The following is a 20597-nucleotide window of genomic DNA, read 5'->3' as shown; positions in this document are numbered from 1 at the left end:
GGGTCGATTAAATACCCGCAGCTTTTTTAAGCGCGTCGACCATATCAAGCTGTTCCCAGGGGTAGTCACCTAGGAAAAGACTCCGTGGGATTTTTCGGTAAATATCACCATTCAATAAATTGAACTTTTCGATCATTCCCCGGGGGGAGAGGTCGAAATACTCCTTCACCAAGAGAACCAAATTGTTGTCGGAGAGTATCCCTGTACCGAAGGTATTCACATAGACCGATATGGGCCGGGCAATCCCGATGGCGTAAGCCAGTTGTACCGAACATTTTTCGGCCAGACCTGCCGCGACAATGTTTTTCGCCACATGTCTCGCACCGAAGGTTGCGGAACAGTCCACCTTTTCCGGCGACTTGTTGACTATGGCGCCGCCTCCCAACTGAGCTCCCGGAAAACCGCCGTAGAGCTGGACCACCAACTTCCGTCCCGTAACACCCGAATCTGCCGCACTGCAGGAATTGATGGCCTGCCATTCTCCCGTAGGATTGAACAGGAATTCCGTGCCGTCATCCACCCAATCAGCGACGCAACCCATGGCCATTTCTTTTGCCATGGGTTCAATCCCGCTTTTCTCTCCCTCCTTGACACAGCGATAGTCTATCGCATTGGACATCAACACGGTCGAGACCCGCTCAGGCATTCCCCGCTCATTGTACTGGACCGTAACCTGACCCTTCCCATCCGGCGCAAAAACAGGATTCCCACAGGTTTCAAAGCAGCGCATCATCTTGTTGACGAGTACATACGGCAAAGGCAAAAAATCTGAAGTTTCGTTGCATGCAAAACCATAGATGATACCCTGGTCGCCGGCACCGATTTCTTTGTATTTTCCGAGATGCGCCCTTGTACCCTTGTTGATATCCGGTGATTGTGGGATGATGGTGTTCAGGACACCCATGGAATTGCCATTGAGTCCCAGAAGGTAATCGTCATACCCGATAGAGAGCACCGTATTGCGAACGATTTTCTCGATATCGACATAGACGCGGGTGGCAACCTCGCCTCCGACGATACACAGGCCTTTCCCCAAAAAAACCTCAAGACCGCAATGGGGCATCGTGTCTATGGTCATGCCCGCCCGATGTTCTTCTTCAATGATCTCCGCGATGATGTGTGAGGCAATCATGTCGCAAACGATATCCGGATGCCCGATTTTTACGCTTTCTGATGTGATGTTCATTTAAAGAGTCCCCTTTTCCTTTTCTGATTAATTCCCAGATATGGCTCGTTCGTACCTTGAATTCCCGCTTTCGGGGGAAACGATTCCCGCCGATATGATGAGGGTAAACGCTTCCTCGACGGTCATCCCTACTTCAACCACCTCATCTTCCCGAACAATGACAAAGGCTCCTGTATAGGGGGTAACGGCCAGTGGTATAAAAACCCCTATTTTTTTCTGATTATCATCGGCAATCTGTGGAAAGGTTTCTTCCACGGAGCCGGTGATGAAACCGATACTGTGCAATCCCTTCCGTGGATACTCAAGCAGAACGACCTTCCTGAAACTGCGGCTCTTCCCCAAAAAAAGACTGTTGAATATTTGCTTGATCGCCAAATAAATGCTGCGGACAATGGGAATTCTGCTGAACAGGCCCTCGCCTTTGCGCAGCACCCTGTTGCCCACATAGCTTTTTGTGATGAGTCCAGCGAGAAGAATGAGCAGCACCGTAAAGACAACACCCAAACCCGGTATACGAAACCCCAGCAGAACATTCGGGTCATACCGGGCCGGCACGATCCTCAGCAGGCCGTCCATGACGTCGATGATGAAGAAGAGAATGTAAAGGGTCAGGCCGATAGGGATGGTCACAGCAAGACCCGTCAGAAAAACACTTTTAAGCTTTTTTTTCAAAATTGATCCCCGCTGTAGAAAGACAGTTCCTGCCTACCAAACGGAACTCGTAGTTTCAATAAAAAAGTGTCCCGTAAACAGCGCAGGTGCGCTCCCTTGTCCCCATTTGTCGTTGACAGGTAGCTCAGGGGGTAATCTTTTTTATTTTATTTCCACCGTCCAGAAGCACACAGGTCGGCTTCCAACCCTTGGCTTCGCTGTCCTCGACCATGCAATACGACGCGATGATGATGATATCACCCTTCGATACTTTTCTGGCCGCCGCACCATTGAGACAGATAACCCCGGAACCCGCCTTGCCCGTAATGGCATAGGTCGTAAAACGCTCTCCGTTGGTGACATTGTAAATGGCAACCTTCTCATAAGGAAGGATGTCGGATGCTTCGAGGAGATCCTCATCAATAGAAATACTACCCTCATAATGCAGGTCTGCATCCGTCACCGTAGCCCTATGCAGCTTTGATTTCATCATGAACCGTTGCATTGAAATTCACCTCAAAAATATTTTTAATCATCGATAATTTTCTGGAGATGGAACCTTCAGATCCTCTCCAAAAACATAATTATCGATCAATCTCGTTTTACCGACCCTGATCGCCATGGCGATAAAAGTGTCGGGGCCCACGGACCATACCTCTTCAACCGTATCGACATCACTGACCTTTATGTAATCAATTTCAACATGTGGATGTGATTTTATATACTTGCGTACTTGATTCAAAATTTGACCGGCATCGGTTTCACCCGATTCGTACAGCCGTTTTGCGATCATCAGGGAACGGCTGAGACACTGAGCCGATTTTCGTTCTTCCTCATTCAGGTAAGCATTACGGGAACTCATGGCCAAACCGTCAGGTTCACGTGTTGTCGCTATGCCTATTACCTCTATATCCATGTTCAAGTCCCGAATCATGGTCTTTATCGTAATAAGCTGCTGAAAATCCTTCTTGCCGAAAATAGTCACATGGGGCTTGACGATGTTGAAAAGCTTTGTGCAAACCGTCGTCACACCACGAAAATGACCGGCACGCGAGGCCCCACACAAATTCTTCGTAACCCCTTCCACATCGACATACGTCTGATAATGAGGGGGGTACATTCCCGAGTCATCGGGGAAAAAAACCGCATCGACTCCGACCTGTTCGGCCATTGAACAGTCCCGTTCAAAATTCCGTGGATATTCATCCAGATCTTCCGTTGGAGCAAACTGTGTCGGGTTGACATAAATGCTGACGACCAGGTAATCGCCCCGCTTTCGACCTTCCCTCATCAGGTCCAGATGTCCTTCGTGAAAATACCCCATAGTCGGAACAAAAGCGATCCTTTGTCCCTGCTGCCTGAGGAGATTTACCTTGTTTTGCATATCCGTAACAGAATTGAATATTTCCAATGCAATTCTCCTTTGCGCAAAAAAAAACCTCCGCGTCGCGAGACGGGAGGTAAGGATACCCACATAAACAATCTTTCCAACCTTTCCGTCTCAGTCCTGAAGCGGATCCAAGCGGCGTAGGGCTTCTAACAGACAGATATTTCTTTGTCAAGCAATACTTTTAAAAGTAATGCTATTTAAAGGAAATCAGGGGCTTGCATCAGCGTATGACACGTAACGGGATCATGCCAGAACCATGAAAACGTGGCTGTCCTGGGAACGGTTATGACAACGGCTTCCCAATTCTCCGATCTCCTATTCAGGCTAACGATACATCGGTCCAACGTGGATTTCATCATTTCCTTTACTCCGGCAAGACCCTCATTCGCCTCCCATGCCTTCCAGCAGGGCCGCAACATTTTCACCCAACACACGGTGATTGTACCCACCTTCCAGAACGGCGAAATAACCAAGGTCCATGGCATTGGCGGCCATTCTGACCATTCTGCCCATTTCCCGGTAATCTTCCGTCAAAAGGAGGCCGCCCCAGTCCGCTTCATGATTATCGAACCCGGCGGATATGCCGATGATATCGCTTTTCTGTTCTGCAAGAAAATCCTCTACGCTGCGCAGATAATGAGAACGATCCGATGCCGAAGGGTTAAAAATGGCGATTTGATCCAAAGTGCCCAGTATGTTGACCGTACCGTCACCGTAGTGCAAATCGAAGTCAAGGACGGAGGCTTTCTGAATCAAACCGGCCCTGATCAGGTGAGTTAACGCAATGGCCATATTGTTGAAATAACAAAATCCCCAGGCACTATCCTCCGAGGCGTGGTGGCCGGGAGGCCTTACCAGAGCAAAGGCCGGTTCCTTCATTCCGATTTTTGCCGCCTCGATGGAAGCGCCTGCGGCCAGCGCGGCAATTTCGTAGACCCCTTCATGTCGAACCCTTTGCGCATGTAAATCAGAATGCACGGCGAGGATGTCCGCTTCTTCAGCGGGAACCGCCTGAAGAAATTCATGTTTTTCTCCGATCACGGAAACGATTGCCTCCATTCTGCCCGGAGCCGCGGCTGGATCAGAAGCATAAACCTGGTAGAAGCCTTCGTGAAATATGATTTTCATGGCGTCACTCCCTGTCTTTTCAGGCAAAAAACCCTGTCGCCCGCAAAAGTTTCAAGGTGTTTTTCCCTATCTGGAGGGATCCAATATCATCCTTCCCCACCCACTTTGCCTCCAGAGCATCGTCCCGGCCGACCGGTTTCCCCGAGATGTACTCCGCCCATAAATCGATGATGACAAAATGGAACATAATTTCTCCGGCCCTGTCCCGTTCAATATAATCGAAGGCGTAAACCGGTTTATCCGCGCGGACAGTTATTCCGGTTTCCTCAAGGGTTTCCCTCTCCGCACAGGATTCCAGCGTTTCTCCAAGTTCCAGAGACCCGCCGGGGGGCGCCCAGAATCCTGCGCTTGGAGCCACACCCCGTTTCACGAGCAAAACCTTTCCGCCATGGATCACCAAGGCACCGACACCCACACGTGGACTTTCGGGGTATAACCGATTGGACATCCGATAACTCCCTTCTCACGCTCTTATTTTCTGCATGACCCGTTCCATAATGGCACCGGCCTGGCCAGTGATGATCAGATCGGCCTGTGTATCGCAAGGCGTTTCCATCATGTTGAGAATAACCAGCTTGGCATTTGCCGATTTGGCGTAAACGGGCAAGTAGGCCGCCGGATAGACAACGAGCGATGAGCCGACAACGATAAATAATTCACATGTGCTGGATGAAATCATCGCCGTTTCCAGGATTTCCTGGGGAAGCTGTTCTCCAAAGAAAATGACGTCCGGCTTCAGTATACCTCCGCAATATTCGCAATCGGGGACATCCTGGACACCTCCGTTCCGTTCGATGACCCGGTCCGTTTTATAGCGGTTCCGGCAACCGAGACAATGAACCCACTCCAGGTTTCCGTGAAGCTCGTAAACACGGTCCGGATTTGAACCGCCTTTCTGGTGGAGGCCGTCTATGTTTTGCGTGATAACGCAATCCACATGACCCATTCTTTCCAGTTCGGCAATGCCCAGGTGGGCCATATTCGGCTCGGCCATACGGATCGAGGCCGTTCCAAGAAGAAACTGCCACTGTTTCTTTCTACTCTCGTGGCTGTTCAGAAACCGGTCCAGTGTGAAGTCGTCCGGATTGAATTTTGTCCAGATTCCGCCGGGACTGCGGAAATCCGGTATCCCGGACTCCGTACTCACCCCTGCACCGGTAAAAAAAACGGCCTTTTGGGTGTTTTTCAGCATCGCCGCGAGGGCTTCTATCTTTTTTTCCTGTTCATTCATGTTCCCATGTACCAGATCAAGGTTCTCTTATTTTTTCGGCCAGATTTTTTTCGTCTGCTTATGGAGCAGGTCGCACAGGGCATCCGCGTCCTTTCTCGCCAGTGTTTTTTCCAATAGGGAAAACGTTTCCTGATAGAGTTCGCAAATGCGTTCCAGATGTGGATTATTCACAAGCATTTCCGCGTACATACCGGGCTGGTTCTGGAACACCTTACGAAGCATCTCCATCTTTTTTTTAAGTACCGGCGTGGACCAGGGAAGAAGTTTATCACAGGTCATATTCTCCTGTCCAAGGATCATGCCCAGATGCATGGTGTGGAGATGGTTCATTACCTGGACAACGGACATCATTCTGTCATGCTCCTCCGGTGTGGTCACGGTTATGACAGCCTGATGTTTCTCAAAAATTGATTTGAACCAAGAAAACCAGAGATCCCCCCGTCCCGGACATAAGATCACATTGTGCCCGGAAAGTCCGGTGATCTCGGGGCCGAAAAGAGGATGGCAACCGATGACCTCGCATTGGGAAGCCCTCAGCATCTCCCTGACCGGCGCTTCCTTGAGGGATGTCAGATCCGTGAGGAGACTGTCAGGGGACATGAACGGCCCCACCCTGCCAATGACCTCACACGTTACGCCAATGGGTACGCTGATGACCAAAACCTGGCAAACCCGGGCCATGTCTTCCGGCCGCATGCCGCTGCGCCGCCCGGCACAGTGAACGGTATAACCGTCCCCCCGCAGCAACGAGGCAAACCAGCCCCCCATGCCGCCGGTTCCACCGATAACGCCTATTACCGTCTCTTTCATAAACGTGTCGCCCTGTTACGCAACAGGTGATCGGCCAGGATTATCCAGACCATGGCCTCACAAACCGGAATCACTCGGGGAATAACGCAGAGATCATGTCTTCCTTTGATGGCATAATCGTTTTCACGACCGTCGGCATCCAAACACCGTTGTGTTTTCGCAATGGACGGAATCGGTTTGCAGGCCACACGCAATACGATGTCGTTTCCGTTGGCAATACCGGCAAGAATACCTCCTGCATGATTGGTGAGGTATCCTCCGGTTGTCTGGAGATCATTGTTCTCCGAACCCGTTTTAGCGGCCACGGCAAAACCGTCACCCATTTCGACTCCCTTGACAGTGCCGATGCTCATCAATGCCTTGGCCAGATCAGCATCCAACTTGTCGCATACGGGTTCTCCGAGACCAATCGGACAGCCCCGGACAACGATTTCCACGATTCCACCGAGGGTGTCTCCGTCCATCCGCACCTGTTCCAGTTTTTCCAGCATGAGCTTTTCCGCTTCCCCATCCAGACATTTTAACCGGCTGGAGTCGACCTCTTCATGTTTTACTTGAGCCGTTTTCAGACCTCTCGCCCAAATTCCACCGAGCATGACCGTGTGGGCCATCACATCCAGACCCGCTGAACGGACAAATTTTTCTGCGATGGCTCCGGCGGCCACCCTTGCCGCGGTTTCACGCCCTGAGGCACGTCCGCCTCCACGATAATCCCGAAACCCATATTTCCCTGTGTAGGTAAAGTCGCCGTGTCCCGGCCGGAAAAGATTTTTCAGGCTCTCATAGTCCCCGCTTGCATGTTCACGATTATGGATGATCAGTGAAATCGGGGTTCCCGTTGTTCTGTTTTGGAATACCCCCGACAGCACCTCAACCTGGTCCGCTTCACGTCGGGAGGTCTCTGAAGGCAACCCTCCGGCTTTCCTGCGATCCAAGGCGCGCTGAATATCGGCAACCGACAAGTGAAGCCCTGCAGGGCAACCGTCCACAACGGCACCGATTGCCGGTCCGTGCGATTCTCCCCAGGTTGTGACCCGAAAGATTTTTCCAATGCTATTCCCCGACATATATCCCTCTCCACGTTATAGGTTGGCTCTTTGTCGGCCGGTAACCACCACTTCGGCGCTTATAAGCCTCCCAGGGGCGACAATGTCCGCTCAATATGGAGGATTCTAATGATTTCGTCAACACATTCCCCCACAGTGGACTCCGATGTATTCACCGCGATATCGTGGACATTTTCATAAAGGGGGCTTCTCTCTTGCAGGATCAGGTTTGTTTCTTTCCATAAATCAAGATCGGAGAGGGCAGGCCTCTGTTCTATCCTCGTTTTATCCTGGGTTAACCGCGTAACAATCTTCTCCGGATCCGACTGAAGCCAGACCACCCGACCCATTTCTCTTAGAAGTGTACGGTTTTTCGCGTTTAACACGACACCACCACCTGTGGCAATGACTTGACCTTTCCCCTTTGACAGTCTGATCAGCAGATTTTTCTCCAAAGTACGAAAAAACGACCATCCGTGATCCTCCACGATTTCCGAAATGGAAGAGCCCTTTTCCTCAACAATGGTCTGGTCCATATCGATGAAAGGCATCCCCGAAACATCCGCCAGACGTTTTCCCAATGTTGACTTTCCCGTTCCGCGGTAACCAACCAGCAGGATGTTGTCCCCCCGTTTGTCTTCCCGGTCAGTCACGTTCACCTCCTCTAAGTTCTTCAAAAATCTTCCAAAAATCAGGAAAAGACTTATCGACACAGCCCGGGTTTTGGATCGAAATGCCCGGTATCACAAGTCCGGCCACAGCGAAACTCATGGCAATCCGGTGATCGTTGTAGGTGTGAATGGTCGCCCCGTTGGGCTTTCCGCCGACGATGACGAGGCTATCCCCTTCTTCACGCGCATCAATACCCATTTTACCCAGCTCCGCAACCAGCACCGCCAGACGGTTGCTTTCCTTGATCCGTAGGTGCGCTACCCGTCGGATCTCCGTCGTCCCTTCCCTGAAGGCGGCAAGAATCGCAACAGTGGGCACCATATCGGGCATGTCCGCCATACTAACAACCAGGCGTCCCTTCTTCATCTTCTTTCCCGTAACGGAAATCCAGTTGTCGCCATAACGCACCTCCCCGCCCACGCCTTCAAGCAAATCCAGGAATTTCAGATCACCCTGAGTGCTCCGGGGGTTCAGGTTGTTCACCCTCACCGTCCCCTCACAGAGCATGGCGGCCAGAAAGAAATACGAGGCGCTGGATGCGTCGCCTTCGATGACATATCTGCGTCCCTGATAGGCCGTTTTTGCCGGGAACGTGTAACAATCCTTTTTCTTCACCTCCGCCGGAACGCCGAAGTCGGTCATTACCTGCAACGTCATATCGATATAGGGACGCGAAACAATGCCCCCTTCCAGGGTCAGCGTAACAGGATTATCGGCGTAAGGCGCCGCCAGCATGATTGAGGAAATGTATTGACTGCTTTCCGTGTTTTTTATCGTAAGCTCCCCTCCCCGCAAACCGGATGCGTGGATTTCCACGGGTGGGAATCCATCCTGACCGAGATATCGATACGGTACACCAAGCAAACCGAGATAATTCATGAGGGGCCGGATCGGTCTTTCGCACAATCGTGCATCTCCCGTCAGCGTAACAGGACCCCGTCCAAGACTGGAGAGGGAAACGAGAAAACGCATGGCCGTACCGTTGTTGCCCAGATAAATCGGATTTTGCGGTGCCAACAAAACGCCCCCCGCCCCTTCTATACGAATGTCCCCGTTCTCGATTGCCACACCGAGCCCCATGGCCTGGAGGGCTTCGATGATTCTCATTGTATCTTCAGATAGAAGAGGATTGATCAGCACTGAAGAACCCCGTGCCAGAGAAGCGGCAACCAGAGCCCGCTGGGTGTAGCTTTTCGAACCCGGGACGGTCACCTCGGCCATGGAACATCTGAACGGCTCAATATGAATGACGGACATCTTTTTCATACGCTACGGATACTTTCTACCTGTCTTTCAGGGCGGCAAGGACGGTTGCCCTCATAGACCGTTGTGGGGGCTTCCTTCCTGTCCAGATGCGAAACTGTTCCGCTCCCTGGGCAACGAACATATCGACTCCTGAAATCGTAACGGCCCCCGATGCCTTTCCCACGCGCAGCATCCGCGTATTTGTTGGATTATAGACCGCATCCACGACATATTTAAAGCGATGGATGATATTTTTCGCAACGGGGAGGGCGTCCACCCGGGGCATCATCCCCACAGGAGTCGTATTGATCAGGACATCCCCTTCGATTTTTTCCCCGGCACTGAGCGGGATCCAGACGCAACCGAACTTGGTGGCCAATGTGGTTCCCCGGTCACGATTCCGGCTTGCCACAACAATCTCCCCCCCATTTCTTTTGATCGCAAAGGCCACCGCCCGGGTTGTCCCCCCGGAACCGATCAGAACAAACCTCTTTCCGGCGATTCGCATCTTCTTGACCAGGGCGGCCTCCATTCCCTGCCAGTCCGTATTAAAACCGGTCAATGTGTCACCATCATTGAGAACCGTGTTAACCGAACCAATACACAGGGCATCGGCATCGACCTCATCCAGCAACGGTATGATCGCTTCCTTGAAGGGAATGGTCACACTTACACCCCGCATATCAAGGGCACGAATCGCCGCAACGGCTCCAGCCAAATCCTTGACGAGAACCGGGATATAATATCCATCGATTCCCATGAACCGAAGCGCCCGGTTATGCATTCGAGGGGAGAGGCTCTGAGCAACCGGATTCCCGAAAAGGGCAAATATCAAACCAGCCTGATTTTTTTGGGGGAGGGTTTTCAATTTCTGCATTCCTCGTGAAAAAGTATTTCTTTCAGGATCTCCATATCCTTCACTCCGATCTGACCAGGTGCGGCCGAAGATTTTTCATCCAGGGCTGCAAAGGAAAAGGCGCTTCCAAAGAGGAGGGCGCCAACCCGGCTCAAACGCCCTTTTGGACCCATGCAAAATGCAACAACCTCTTTTTTCTGTTTAGACGCCCAGGCCAGAAATTGAAAGATGCGGATATTGTCTTCCGCCGCCCTTGCATAGGGCACGATCTTAATTACATCCGCCCCTTTAGCAACGCAGGCCTGATACAAATTCTTCAAGTGAGCCAAGGAAGGCGTTTTCATGTAGTTGTGATGTGAACAGACGAGTTTCGTCCGCCGCCCTTTTCGCGCGATCAGCATCTTCAGAGAGGCGATTTTTTCGTCATCATCCTCCAGTTCGACATCGACATAGGCCGTTTCCAAATGGACCGCTTCCCGAAGGATTTCCCATCGCTTCCTATCGTCCTCCATTCGACGCGTAGATTCATTCATCCTCGTTATTCTACCGAGTTCGGATGGCCTTGACTTGCGGTATGTAACAAGAACGGGAGAGGCTGGGGACAACCCGCGAATGCAGTTTATCAGTTCAACGAGATTTCCGTCCGCGATTTCGTCCATCCGCAACTCCAGAAGATCGCATCTGTTGAAAACCCTTCGGATATCCTGCATGGCCTTTTTCTGAGTCGACGCGCATATGGAAACGCATATCATAGGTTCTCTCCCGCTCTGGGATATGAGCCCAGGACCTTCACGAAGGTCGTCATCGTTTTTAAATGATTCAGGCAATCTTCGATGACCGGATCCTTTTCGTGACCGCCAAAATCGGCAAAAAAAAGATACTCCCACAACCGTTCTTTTAATGGATAAGACTCGATTTTCATGAGGTTGATTTGACGATCCGCAAAGGCCCCCAGAGCACGGTGCAACGCCCCAGGAGAATGGGGTGTTCCAAAGATGATGGAGGTTTTGTCGGTACCTGTCGGCGCGGGCGTCGTTTGTCCTAAAACGATAAACCGCGTTGTGTTAAAAGGGTGGTCCTGAATGGATTCAGCCAGGACATTGAGACCGTAAACCGAGGCAGCCAGTATACTGGCGATCGCCGCCGCGCCCTTTTCCTGCAAAGCCCTCTGTGCGGCCGCCGACGTGCTGGAAACATCCAGATACTCGGAATCCGGCATCTTTTTTTTCAACCAATCCTGACACTGAGCAAACGCCTGCGGATGGGAATAGACGCGTCTGATTCTCGTCAAATCCCGCTCTTCCGATAACAGGCAATGGTTGATTCGCTGATAGATTTCTCCAATGACCTTTATGGGGGTATGAATCAGGCGATCGGCCGTGAAATTGACCGGCCCTTCGAAGGTATTTTCAATGGGCACGACTCCCAGATCAGCCCGTCCCCGTTCCATTTCATCAAAAACGTGGGAGATCGTCGATTGAAAGGAAAATGCGGTGCTCCCACCGAAATGAGATTTCGCCGCCAGATGCGTAAATGATGCGGCCGGCCCCAGGCAAGCCACCTCCATCGGCCTTTGCAGGTTACGACAGGCGGAAATGATCTCTCGGTAAATTGTTTTCAGGTATCCGGCGGGCAGGGTGTCATCGCGGAGCGCTTTTTCTAAATCCGACATGATCTGTGCCTCACGCGCGGGATCGTAGATCTCCGTCCCGTGTTCTTCTTTTATGCTCCCGATCTTCCGTGCCAAACCTGCCCGCTGTTCAAGCAACCGAATAATTTTCTGGTCCGCTTCTGACATTTGGCGACGAATTTCCAACAATTTTTTATCCGTCATGACCTCAATTCCTCGATAATGTCTCGGAGGGTCCCGCTTTCAATCGCGCCATTGACAAAAGGGAATCCTATTTTCTTGATTAAAACAAAATGAACCGTGTCCCCCATTTTTTTCTTATCCATTTTCAACCGAGCCAGAATACCCTCGGTGGAAATATCCGCCCCTATGGTTGTCGGATGACCGAGTGCCCCGATGAGAGATTCAATTCGCTGCCTGTCGGACGGGGGCAAATCATAAATTTTCTCGGCAATTCTTGTTGCGGCAACCATGCCGATGGAGACAGCCTCACCGTGACTCATTCTGTAGCCTGATTCCGCCTCAATGGCATGTCCCAAGGTATGACCGAAATTGAGAATACGCCGCAACCCCCTCTCACGTTCATCCAGTTCGACGATTCCCCTTTTCACCCGGCAAGCCTTTTCCACGATTTGTGTCAAGATCAGGCGATCCCGTTCTTTAACGGCCTTTGCTTCGGATTCCAGAAGGTTGAACAGGGTGATGTCTTCAATGATCGCCGCTTTGATAATCTCGGTCAGACCGTTTTTCATCTCTTTTTCAGGGAGCGTTTCCAAAAATTTGAGGTCAATATAGGTTCTCCCCGGCTGATGGAAGCTTCCTATCAGGTTCTTCCCCTCAGGCAGGTCAACGGCGGTTTTTCCGCCTATGCTGCTGTCCACCTGGGCCATCAGGGTTGTCGGAATCTGGATATAAGGGATACCACGCATATAAATCGAAGCGACAAAGCCGGTCAGATCACCTACCACCCCTCCTCCAAAAGCAATCAGAACACTGCTGCGATCAGCCCCCCCCTTGAGCATCTCCCCGATTACGAACAGGGCGGTATCCACGTTTTTGGATGCTTCCCCTGCGGGGATCACAATCATCGAGGTTGTCATTCCCATTTTCCGAAACCCGTCGGTAATTTGCGCCCCATAAAGGTCAGCCACCCGATCGTCCGTAACCATGAAAGAGCGTACCTTGCCGTACTCCTTCGCTAGAAGCAATCCAACCCGGTCCATGATGTCATAGCCTATGGTGATTTCACAACGGACGGTGCCCTTTCGTTCAATTTCCAGGACAAGCTTTTTCATTTCCTTCAACCTCACTGAAGTTTCAAAAGGTTTTCTATTTTACGCAGTTCTTCCATCAAGCTGTAGAACTTCTCCGGTTTCAGGGATTGCACCCCATCGGAAACGGCCTTCGCCGGATCGGGGTGGACTTCAACAAGGATGCCGTCGGCACCAACCGCAAGGGCGGCCCGACTTAAAGGCCTGACGTAGTGCCAGTGACCGGCGGCATGACTTGGATCGACAATGACCGGGAGATGCGTCAGGGATTTGAGCACGGGTACGGCAGAAATATCCAGGGTATTACGGGTTGCCGTTTCGAAGGTGCGAATACCTCGCTCACAGAGAATCACCTGCGCGTTTCCCGATGAAAGAATATACTCGGCCGACATCAGAAGCTCCTCGATCGTCGTCATCATGCCCCGTTTCAGAAGAACCGGTTTTTTGCACTGCCCGATCCTTTTCAGGAGTGAAAAATTCTGGACGTTCCGGGCGCCGACCTGGAGCACATCGGTGTATTCCTCAACCAGATCGACTTCCATCGTACTCATCACCTCCGTAATAACCGGCAAGCCTGTTTTTTCCCTGGCTTTTTTCAAGAGCTTCAAACCCTCCTCTTCCATCCCCTGAAAACTGTAGGGTGAGGTGCGTGGCTTATAGGCGCCGCCCCGAAGAATATCGGCCCCGCCTTTCTTGGCGATGTAGGCGCTTTCCATCATCTGTTCCTCGCTTTCAACGGAACAGGGACCTGCCATGACGACAAAACCACCGCCGCCTATACGCAGGCGTCCCACATGAATGACCGTTTCTCCCTCCCGGGCTTCCCTGCTTGCCAATTTATAGGGTTTCAGAATCGGCACGGTTTTCTCCACACCTGAAAAGGATTCGGCATAAGTGAGCTGAATTTTTCCCCGGTCGTCCCCAACACAACCGATGATGGTCCTCTCCACACCCCGCGATGGATGAGCATTGTAGCCAACGGATTCGATCCAGTGGATGACATGGTCGATCTGCCCCTCGCTGGCCCCTCTTTTCATGATAATGATCATTTGATAATCCTCCTTGCTGAAATAAAAAAAGCCACGGTGCTTTCATCACCATGGCCAAAAAACAAAAAAGCCATGGTTAGCGCCTATCGGTCTGACCATGGCTTAAGGTTATATGTATTTGCTTCTACTCCCCAAGCGACGGACAGACCTCGCCGTAAAAATAAAAGCTATAAAAATAAGCCTGGATATTTTTCCGCGTGTTGTTGTCCATCGGGTACTCCTACTCCTTATGAATAAATACTGCTCGCGGAGTAAAGCACAGTCGAATTGCTTTGTCAAGATATTTCCAAGGGGAGGAACTCAGATATTTTTCAACACAACAGGTAACGATGATAGACATGCATATTTTAGGACATGGAGGAAGTCCTCAAATGGCAACCCGCCTCGGGAGCTCTCAATTCAGCCCCTTTTTCCCACCGACGGGAAAACAGAAAAAAAAGAGGGCAGCCGAAAGGCTGCCCTCTTCCTGTCCGTTTCGTTATCACTCGTAATGGAAAGTGGTAACTTTCATGGGTTCCGCCAGAGCCTTATCGTATTCCTCCTGTATTTTTTTACGAGGTGGGCTGTTGATCCAATCCTGCCAGGATGACAAATCTTTCCATAGACTGATGGTCACATGAACCGAGGGATCACTCAGAGACTGCAGGGTCTCGCCGGAAATGAAACCATGGGTATGTGCCGCTCCAGAGAGTACTTCGCGCATGAGTTTTTTAAACGCCTGTTCCTGACCTGGTTTGACCTTCCTCTCAATAAGAACCTTCGTAAGAGCCATGGGAATCCTCCTTTCTCAGTCTGTTCAATCCACTTTCACTTCATCCCCTGTCCGATGATTATATTTTAATCACGCATCGGTGGGAATGCAAGGAAAGTCTTCATAAAATACGTGCCTCCGCCCCTCTGAAGAACGGTTGGTTACGGTGAATTAATGACAGCGCGTTTCTACAATTTTCGTCCCACCGATGCCAGATACAGGGTGAATTCATCTTCACCGTCGATATGAAGAAGGTGATCCATGGCCTGTTGGTCATAAGCGGCCATGGCACATGCACCCGCCCCAATTGCTTCACAGGCCAAATAAAGATTCTGACAGGCATGACCCGCCTCAATGGCGATAACTTTAGCTGAAGCCGGACCATAGCGCCACTCCATCCTGTATGGAATGGTGGTCCATATCAAGGTAACGGCGGCCACCGCCGGATAAGTCTGGTTGAAAGTTGCTTCGAAAATTTTTTCATCCAGATCCTGGTCCGTGTACAGGAGGAGCAATTGATGCTCAAGAGGAAGATAACGGTAAATCCCGCGTTCCAATCCATCGATATTCAATACGCAAAGATAAGTCTCGAGGCTGTGGCGGCATCCTGCGGAAGGAACCGTGCGGAGGGCATGTCCCTCATCCAGTCTCTCCTTTATCCCCTGGCTTGCCCAAAGGAGAAAAGCCAATTCTCCAAGGGTAAGAGCCTCCTCCAGATAAGACCGATGACTTTCCCTGTTGAGAATTATGGCCTTGAAATCGGCCTTTCCGATGTCCTGCCATGCTTTCATGCCGGGCAGGACAATTCTTTTCGCATCTTGGGAAAAAGGTTTTTGAATAGGAGGCGGCGGAACACCGAGATACTGATCCGTCCTGGAAAAGTCGATCATCTTTCGAATCGTGTCTTTCAGAAAAAATCGGCACTGTTTGATGAGGTCTTTATCCATGGTCTATTATTTGGTTCACACGGTTATGGGGTACTAACACAACGGTCGCCAGCGGATATTTTTCTCTGTAAAGATCTAAGAACGCGTAGCTTCAGGGGATTTTCCCTTATGGGTTTACGGCACGGCAATCTGCCGCTCATATTCTCTGCGTTTCATCTTCAAATAGGTTGCCCTGTCCATCTCGTGCAACTGGAGAGGGTATCGTTCAGTGGCAGCGAACCAATTATTCAGGCGAATATCCAGGCGTCGATCTTCCGGTATGGCCATGGTGCCGAGATAGGCTTCAATGGCCAGGTAATATCGCATCGTGTTCCGTTCGATGACACCACGCATCTCTCTGGTGTAAATGGGTCGCCCGTCATCCGTTCTTCCCGTCACGGTGAAGCCGACTTTATCTCTTCCCAGGGTACTGAAATAGCATTGCATGGCCAGTCGCGCCATCAGGCTCGTCTCATAGGAATATGACAGGCGGATGAATGTCCGCTGCCTCTCCAGAGGAATTGCCTCCAGCACAATTCGATAGTCCCGGGTATCAAGAGGGCCATTTACCGCCTGCAATACGATTCGCAGGTAATCCGGATTCGTTGCATCGGCATGGAAGGTCAAATCAACGGTCGATGCTTTATCGAGGGGTTGTTCATGTTTGCGCCCGACAGAAAGCGACAAGCTGTTCGCCGTTTTTTTTGTCCGGGCACTACAATATTTGACATTGAGGTGGAGATTAAGGATGTCGCACCAGGCATGGGTCCCCCTCAATGCCAGGGCTGTTTCCCTGAAGGGGAAGTCCAGGACGGCATGGATCTCACCCCTCAACTCCCCGTCAGTTTCCGACGAATCCAAGGATAAGGGTCTCTGGAATTCATTCTGGTCCAGGCGATCCCGCAAGGCCATATATTTTGCCTGCAGGGCGACTTCAGGACTACCCGAAACAAGGACATCCCGGGCGAATGACATACCGGTTTGGGCGAATATCAGGCAAGAGAAGAAAAAAATCAACAGAACCGCATCGCATCGGTATTTGCACCTTCCCTGAAGGGTTCTTTTTGCCTTATGGCGTTCTTTTTCAGCCCGTCTCTGTGGTAGAATATATTTCAATAACACAACCACCTCGTATAGCGGCCAGCTATAGATGTCTTTTCCCGGATGTTTTTTTCATAATTCTTCGATTATGGCAAATGAATTCCGGTTAATCGTCCACATGATCGTCCATGATTTCATCTTCAGCCCGCCCTTTGTCGCTCCCGTCAATTCTCTGAACATCACGGAGCCTGCGCTGAATGATCCGTGATTTTTTCAATGCGTCATCCATGTTGTTCGTTGCCTGTTCCAGTTTCTTTTTCACCCCCTGGAGAATCTCGCCGAATTTACCGAATTCGGTCTTGACAACGGACAGGATCTGCCAGACTTCACTTGTGCGTTTTTGAATGGCCAGGGTCCTGAAGCCGATCTGCAGGCTATTCAGCAAGGCGGCGAAGGTTGAGGGGCCGGCAACCAGCACCCTGTATTCGCGTTGCATGGCCGCGATCAAATCGGCTCGACTCACCGTTTCGGCATAAAGCCCTTCCGACGGGAGATACATCACAGCGAAATCAGTTGTCCGGGGAGGACTAAGATATTTATCATGGATATCCCGTGCACAGCGTTTCAACCGTACCTCAAGCATGCGGGCCGCTTCCGTGGCATCCTGTGTTTCACCTCTTTCCCGGGCATCGATGAGACGCTGGTAATCTTCCAGTGGAAATTTCGAGTCAACGGGTAACCAGACCGGCATTTCACCCTCTTCGCCGCCGGGCAATTTGACGGCAAATTCCACCACCTCATTGCTCCGTTCCTTCGTCCGGACATTTTTTTCATACTGGGCGGGTGAGAGAATATCGACCAGCAGGTTTTCCAAATGGATCTCCCCCCACATGCCCCGGGATTTAACATTCGCAAAAATCTTCTTCAAATCACCGACCCCCGAAGCAAGGTTTTGCATATCACCCAAGCCCCGGTGAACCTGTTCCAGTCGTTCGGAAACCTGACGAAACGACTCGCCAAGGCGCCGTTCCAAAGTTCCCTGTAGTTTTTCATCTACGGTCAGGCGAACCTGTTCGATGTTTCTGGCGTTATCATTCTGGATCTGTTCCAGCCTGGAATCGACCGTTGCACGGATACGTTCAATGCGTTCTTCGCTGTTTTTTATGAACAGATTCATCTGATTCGTCGAGGTCTCGACATGTATCCGCTGGAAATGGATCATATCCTCCACCGATTTCTTCACGGCATTCCCGAAATCCTTCAACTCCCCGGCAACGGAGGTTTTTGTCTGAAACGCATTGTTGACCACCGTATCGCGCATCCGCTCCACTTCCTCACGGATCAGCCCTTCAAGGCGCTCAGAATTTTTTTCGAGGGATTCAAGATAAAACTGAATTCGGATATTGTCTCTTGTCTTCCTGCGACCAAGAAAATAAAATCCCGCCGTGACACAGAACAAAAAAAGACCGGCCACCAACGGCCATAGCCATCCCATGAATTACACCTCCAAAGACGGTGCTATTCTTGACTTCCCCTTTCCAGTTTGTAAAGCCTTTTTTATCCTGGCAACATCGGGAAAATCTTCCAGTGAAATGCTTGGAGGGGAAGGCAAGGTGTGATACATGTTCTTTCTCACATCGGGTGACTTTATGGCGGGGCTTCATATTACAACATCCAATATGATGGAAATACTGGCGGCACGTCTGGCAGACATCATGACGCCCCCCCTGCCCTCGCCTTGCTCACCGGAAATTGTCCTTGTCGGCAGTCGGGGCATGGAAAAATGGCTTTCCATGCGACTTGCCGACTACCATGGCCTCTGTACCAATGTATCTTTCCAGCTTCCACGAGCCTATCTTCTCAACCTGCTGAGAGACGCAACGGAAACGGATGGTCCTTCCGATTGTTACCTTCCCGACAAGATGACCTGGAGCATCATGAAATGGATTCCGAAAATAATCGACCAGCCGGGCTTCGATGCCATCAGACATTATCTGGAATCCTACGAGATGGATTATTCTCAAAAACTGCACCAGCTCTCGCATCGTATCGCACGGGTATTCGATCAGTACATGGCCTACCGCCCGGAAATGCTTTTGAAATGGGAAACGGGCAGCGCAACCGAGGGAGATGAGGTTTGGCAGGCAGAACTCTGGCGGCTTTTAAGGGAAGATGCGAAGGAACCACATCCGCCAGCCCTTTTCAAGCTTTTCAAGGAAAAATTAAAAGCATTTCATTCGAGGTCGATCCTTATTCCTGAACGAATATCCATGATCGGCATTTCATCATTGCCGTCCCTTTGGATCGACGTCATATTGACCCTTTCTTCATTAACCGATGTACACCTGTTTCTCCTCAACCCGTGCCGTGAGTACTGGTCGGAAATCCTGTCGGAGCGGGAAAGGGAAAAACGGCAGAACAAAGGGCCATTCGGCGGCGGGGACATATTGATGGACAAGGGCAACCCACTCCTGGCCTCCATGGGGAAAACGGGCAGGGACTTTCTCTTTGCATTCGCCGATATTGCCGCGGAACACCGGGATTATTTTGTGCGTCCGGGTGAATCCACGGCGCTGCGTACCATCCAGTCGGATATCCTGAATCTCCTCGACCGCGGCAAAGGGGAGGCACCTCGCCTGGAATGCAGAGAAAGTGACGACACGATAGAGTGCCATGCCTGTCACAGTCCCCTGCGAGAGGTCGAGGTTCTTTACGATCGACTTCTTTCACTTTTCGAAAACGATCAGCAGGTCAAACCGCGGGATATTCTTGTCATGACCCCGAATATCGATATTTACGCCCCTTTCATTGAATCGGTGTTCAGCCACTCCAAAGAAGAAAATCCGAAAGCCGGTGATGTATCCATACCCTTCGGTATCGCCGACGGTAAGCCCATGCGGGACAATCCGATCATCGTTTCTTTCTTCAAAATTCTGGATCTCGCCGAAAGCCGCTTTGAAGCATCGCGTGTTACGGCCCTTCTTGACAGGCGCCTGGTACGCCGTGCCTTTGGTATCGCATCGGAAGAAATACCTCTGATCCATCGGTGGATCAAGGAGAGCGGTATCCGCTGGGGCATTGACGAGGATGCCCTGATTGATCTCGGTTTGCCTTAATTAAGCCCGCACAGCTGGCAAGACGGCATTGACCGTATGCTCCTGGGCTACGCTCTGCCGGGAGAGAACAAACGTCTTTACGATGAACGACTCCCCTATGATGGCATTGAGGGGGAAAAAGCGGAAACATTGGGCCGTTTTATAGACTTTCTGGCGTGCCTTATCGAAACCTGCAAACTTCTTCGCGGAAGACACTCTCTTCATGGATGGCGTTTGATTCTCCATCAGCTCTGCGAAACATTTTTCCACATTGATGAAAATGAAGAGGAGACATTCTTTCACTTAAAATATATCATGGACGTCCTGCAGGGATTGTCTGAATCAGAGGAATTGAGCGGGTATGAGGATTCCCTGCCGCTTTCCGTTATCCGGACCGGTCTTACCGACGAATTGGAGAAAGCCGGTTTTTCGGGAGGTTTCCTGTCCGGCGGCGTTACCTTTTGCGCCATGGTTCCCATGCGCAGCATCCCTTTCAAGGTCATATGTCTTCTGGGGATGAACCAGGAGCTTTTTCCACGAGAGCCGGTCAAAGCGGGATTTGATTTGATAGAACGCCGCCGGAGACGTGGCGATCCCTCCATACGCGATGAGGATCGCT

Annotated in this window: 22 protein-coding genes; 2 read left to right on the top strand and 20 right to left on the bottom strand. The window is 51.0% G+C overall.

Annotation, left to right across the window (positions count from 1 at the left end):
- Positions 1–7: 7 nt before the first annotated feature.
- From GX147_09685 to rmuC, 20 genes are all read right to left on the bottom strand, one after another.
- Positions 8–1186, bottom strand: a complete 1179-nt coding sequence (locus GX147_09685) for a methionine adenosyltransferase (GenBank protein ID NLN60949.1) — start codon at positions 1184–1186, stop codon at positions 8–10.
- A gap of 27 nt (positions 1187–1213) precedes the next feature.
- On the bottom strand, positions 1214–1861 hold the full coding sequence (locus tag GX147_09680) for a DUF502 domain-containing protein (protein NLN60948.1): 648 nt from the start codon (positions 1859–1861) through the stop codon (positions 1214–1216).
- Positions 1862–1982: 121 nt separating this feature from the next.
- Positions 1983–2342, bottom strand: coding sequence for an aspartate 1-decarboxylase (locus GX147_09675; GenBank protein NLN60947.1), 360 nt, complete (start codon positions 2340–2342; stop codon positions 1983–1985).
- 27 nt (positions 2343–2369) lie between these two features.
- Complete coding sequence (locus GX147_09670; GenBank protein ID NLN60946.1) at positions 2370–3248, bottom strand: pantoate--beta-alanine ligase; 879 nt, start codon at positions 3246–3248, stop codon at positions 2370–2372.
- Positions 3249–3608: 360 nt separating this feature from the next.
- A complete protein-coding gene (locus GX147_09665; GenBank protein ID NLN60945.1) occupies positions 3609–4355 on the bottom strand; it encodes a histone deacetylase family protein in 747 nt (248 codons plus the stop codon).
- 19 nt (positions 4356–4374) lie between these two features.
- Complete coding sequence (locus GX147_09660; protein NLN60944.1) at positions 4375–4803, bottom strand: NUDIX hydrolase; 429 nt, start codon at positions 4801–4803, stop codon at positions 4375–4377.
- Between the two features lie 15 nt (positions 4804–4818).
- Positions 4819–5586, bottom strand: coding sequence for an NAD-dependent deacylase (locus GX147_09655; GenBank protein ID NLN60943.1), 768 nt, complete (start codon positions 5584–5586; stop codon positions 4819–4821).
- Positions 5587–5613: 27 nt separating this feature from the next.
- Positions 5614–6396, bottom strand: coding sequence for a prephenate dehydrogenase/arogenate dehydrogenase family protein (locus GX147_09650; protein ID NLN60942.1), 783 nt, complete (start codon positions 6394–6396; stop codon positions 5614–5616).
- On the bottom strand, positions 6393–7463 hold the full coding sequence (gene aroC / locus GX147_09645) for a chorismate synthase (GenBank protein ID NLN60941.1): 1071 nt from the start codon (positions 7461–7463) through the stop codon (positions 6393–6395). Before aroC ends, GX147_09650 begins: the two co-directional genes overlap by 4 nt.
- 59 nt (positions 7464–7522) lie before the next feature.
- Positions 7523–8095: a shikimate kinase gene (locus tag GX147_09640; protein NLN60940.1), complete on the bottom strand. Its 573-nt coding sequence runs from the start codon at positions 8093–8095 to the stop codon at positions 7523–7525.
- The gene (gene aroA, locus GX147_09635) at positions 8088–9371 is read right to left on the bottom strand and encodes a 3-phosphoshikimate 1-carboxyvinyltransferase (GenBank protein ID NLN60939.1); all 1284 of its coding nucleotides are present in this window, start codon (positions 9369–9371) and stop codon (positions 8088–8090) included. The genes GX147_09640 and aroA overlap by 8 nt, the downstream gene beginning before the upstream one ends.
- Before the next feature lie 25 nt (positions 9372–9396).
- Entirely contained in the window at positions 9397–10227 is an 831-nt protein-coding gene (locus tag GX147_09630) for a shikimate dehydrogenase (GenBank protein NLN60938.1), read from the bottom strand.
- Positions 10224–10967 (bottom strand): type I 3-dehydroquinate dehydratase, encoded by a 744-nt coding sequence (gene aroD / locus GX147_09625; GenBank protein ID NLN60937.1) that lies wholly within the window; start codon positions 10965–10967, stop codon positions 10224–10226. The genes GX147_09630 and aroD overlap by 4 nt, the downstream gene beginning before the upstream one ends.
- Positions 10964–12049 carry a prephenate dehydratase gene (pheA, locus tag GX147_09620; GenBank protein NLN60936.1) on the bottom strand — a complete coding sequence of 362 codons (1086 nt, stop codon included), beginning with the start codon at positions 12047–12049 and terminating at the stop codon, positions 10964–10966. Before pheA ends, aroD begins: the two co-directional genes overlap by 4 nt.
- A complete protein-coding gene (aroB, locus tag GX147_09615) occupies positions 12046–13140 on the bottom strand; it encodes a 3-dehydroquinate synthase (protein ID NLN60935.1) in 1095 nt (364 codons plus the stop codon). Before aroB ends, pheA begins: the two co-directional genes overlap by 4 nt.
- 11 nt (positions 13141–13151) lie before the next feature.
- Positions 13152–14165, bottom strand: coding sequence for a 3-deoxy-7-phosphoheptulonate synthase (gene aroF / locus GX147_09610; GenBank protein ID NLN60934.1), 1014 nt, complete (start codon positions 14163–14165; stop codon positions 13152–13154).
- 481 nt (positions 14166–14646) lie between these two features.
- A complete protein-coding gene (locus GX147_09605) occupies positions 14647–14937 on the bottom strand; it encodes an antibiotic biosynthesis monooxygenase (GenBank protein ID NLN60933.1) in 291 nt (96 codons plus the stop codon).
- Positions 14938–15104: 167 nt separating this feature from the next.
- Complete coding sequence (locus GX147_09600) at positions 15105–15863, bottom strand: SagB/ThcOx family dehydrogenase (protein ID NLN60932.1); 759 nt, start codon at positions 15861–15863, stop codon at positions 15105–15107.
- A gap of 114 nt (positions 15864–15977) precedes the next feature.
- Positions 15978–16958, bottom strand: a complete 981-nt coding sequence (locus GX147_09595) for a hypothetical protein (GenBank protein ID NLN60931.1) — start codon at positions 16956–16958, stop codon at positions 15978–15980.
- A gap of 91 nt (positions 16959–17049) precedes the next feature.
- A complete protein-coding gene (rmuC, locus tag GX147_09590; protein NLN60930.1) occupies positions 17050–18204 on the bottom strand; it encodes a DNA recombination protein RmuC in 1155 nt (384 codons plus the stop codon).
- 301 nt (positions 18205–18505) lie between these two features.
- Here rmuC and GX147_09585 point away from each other — a divergent pair, with 301 nt between their 5' ends.
- A complete protein-coding gene (locus tag GX147_09585; protein NLN60929.1) occupies positions 18506–19999 on the top strand; it encodes an exodeoxyribonuclease V subunit gamma in 1494 nt (497 codons plus the stop codon).
- A gap of 36 nt (positions 20000–20035) precedes the next feature.
- Positions 20036–20597 (top strand): exodeoxyribonuclease V subunit gamma (locus tag GX147_09580; GenBank protein ID NLN60928.1); only part of this gene is annotated, 562 nt, incomplete at its 3' end.

The organism is Deltaproteobacteria bacterium, assembly GCA_012522415.1.
Taxonomy (GTDB): Bacteria; Desulfobacterota; Syntrophia; order Syntrophales; family JAAYKM01; genus JAAYKM01.
This window is presented reverse-complemented; position numbering and strand designations above follow the sequence as displayed.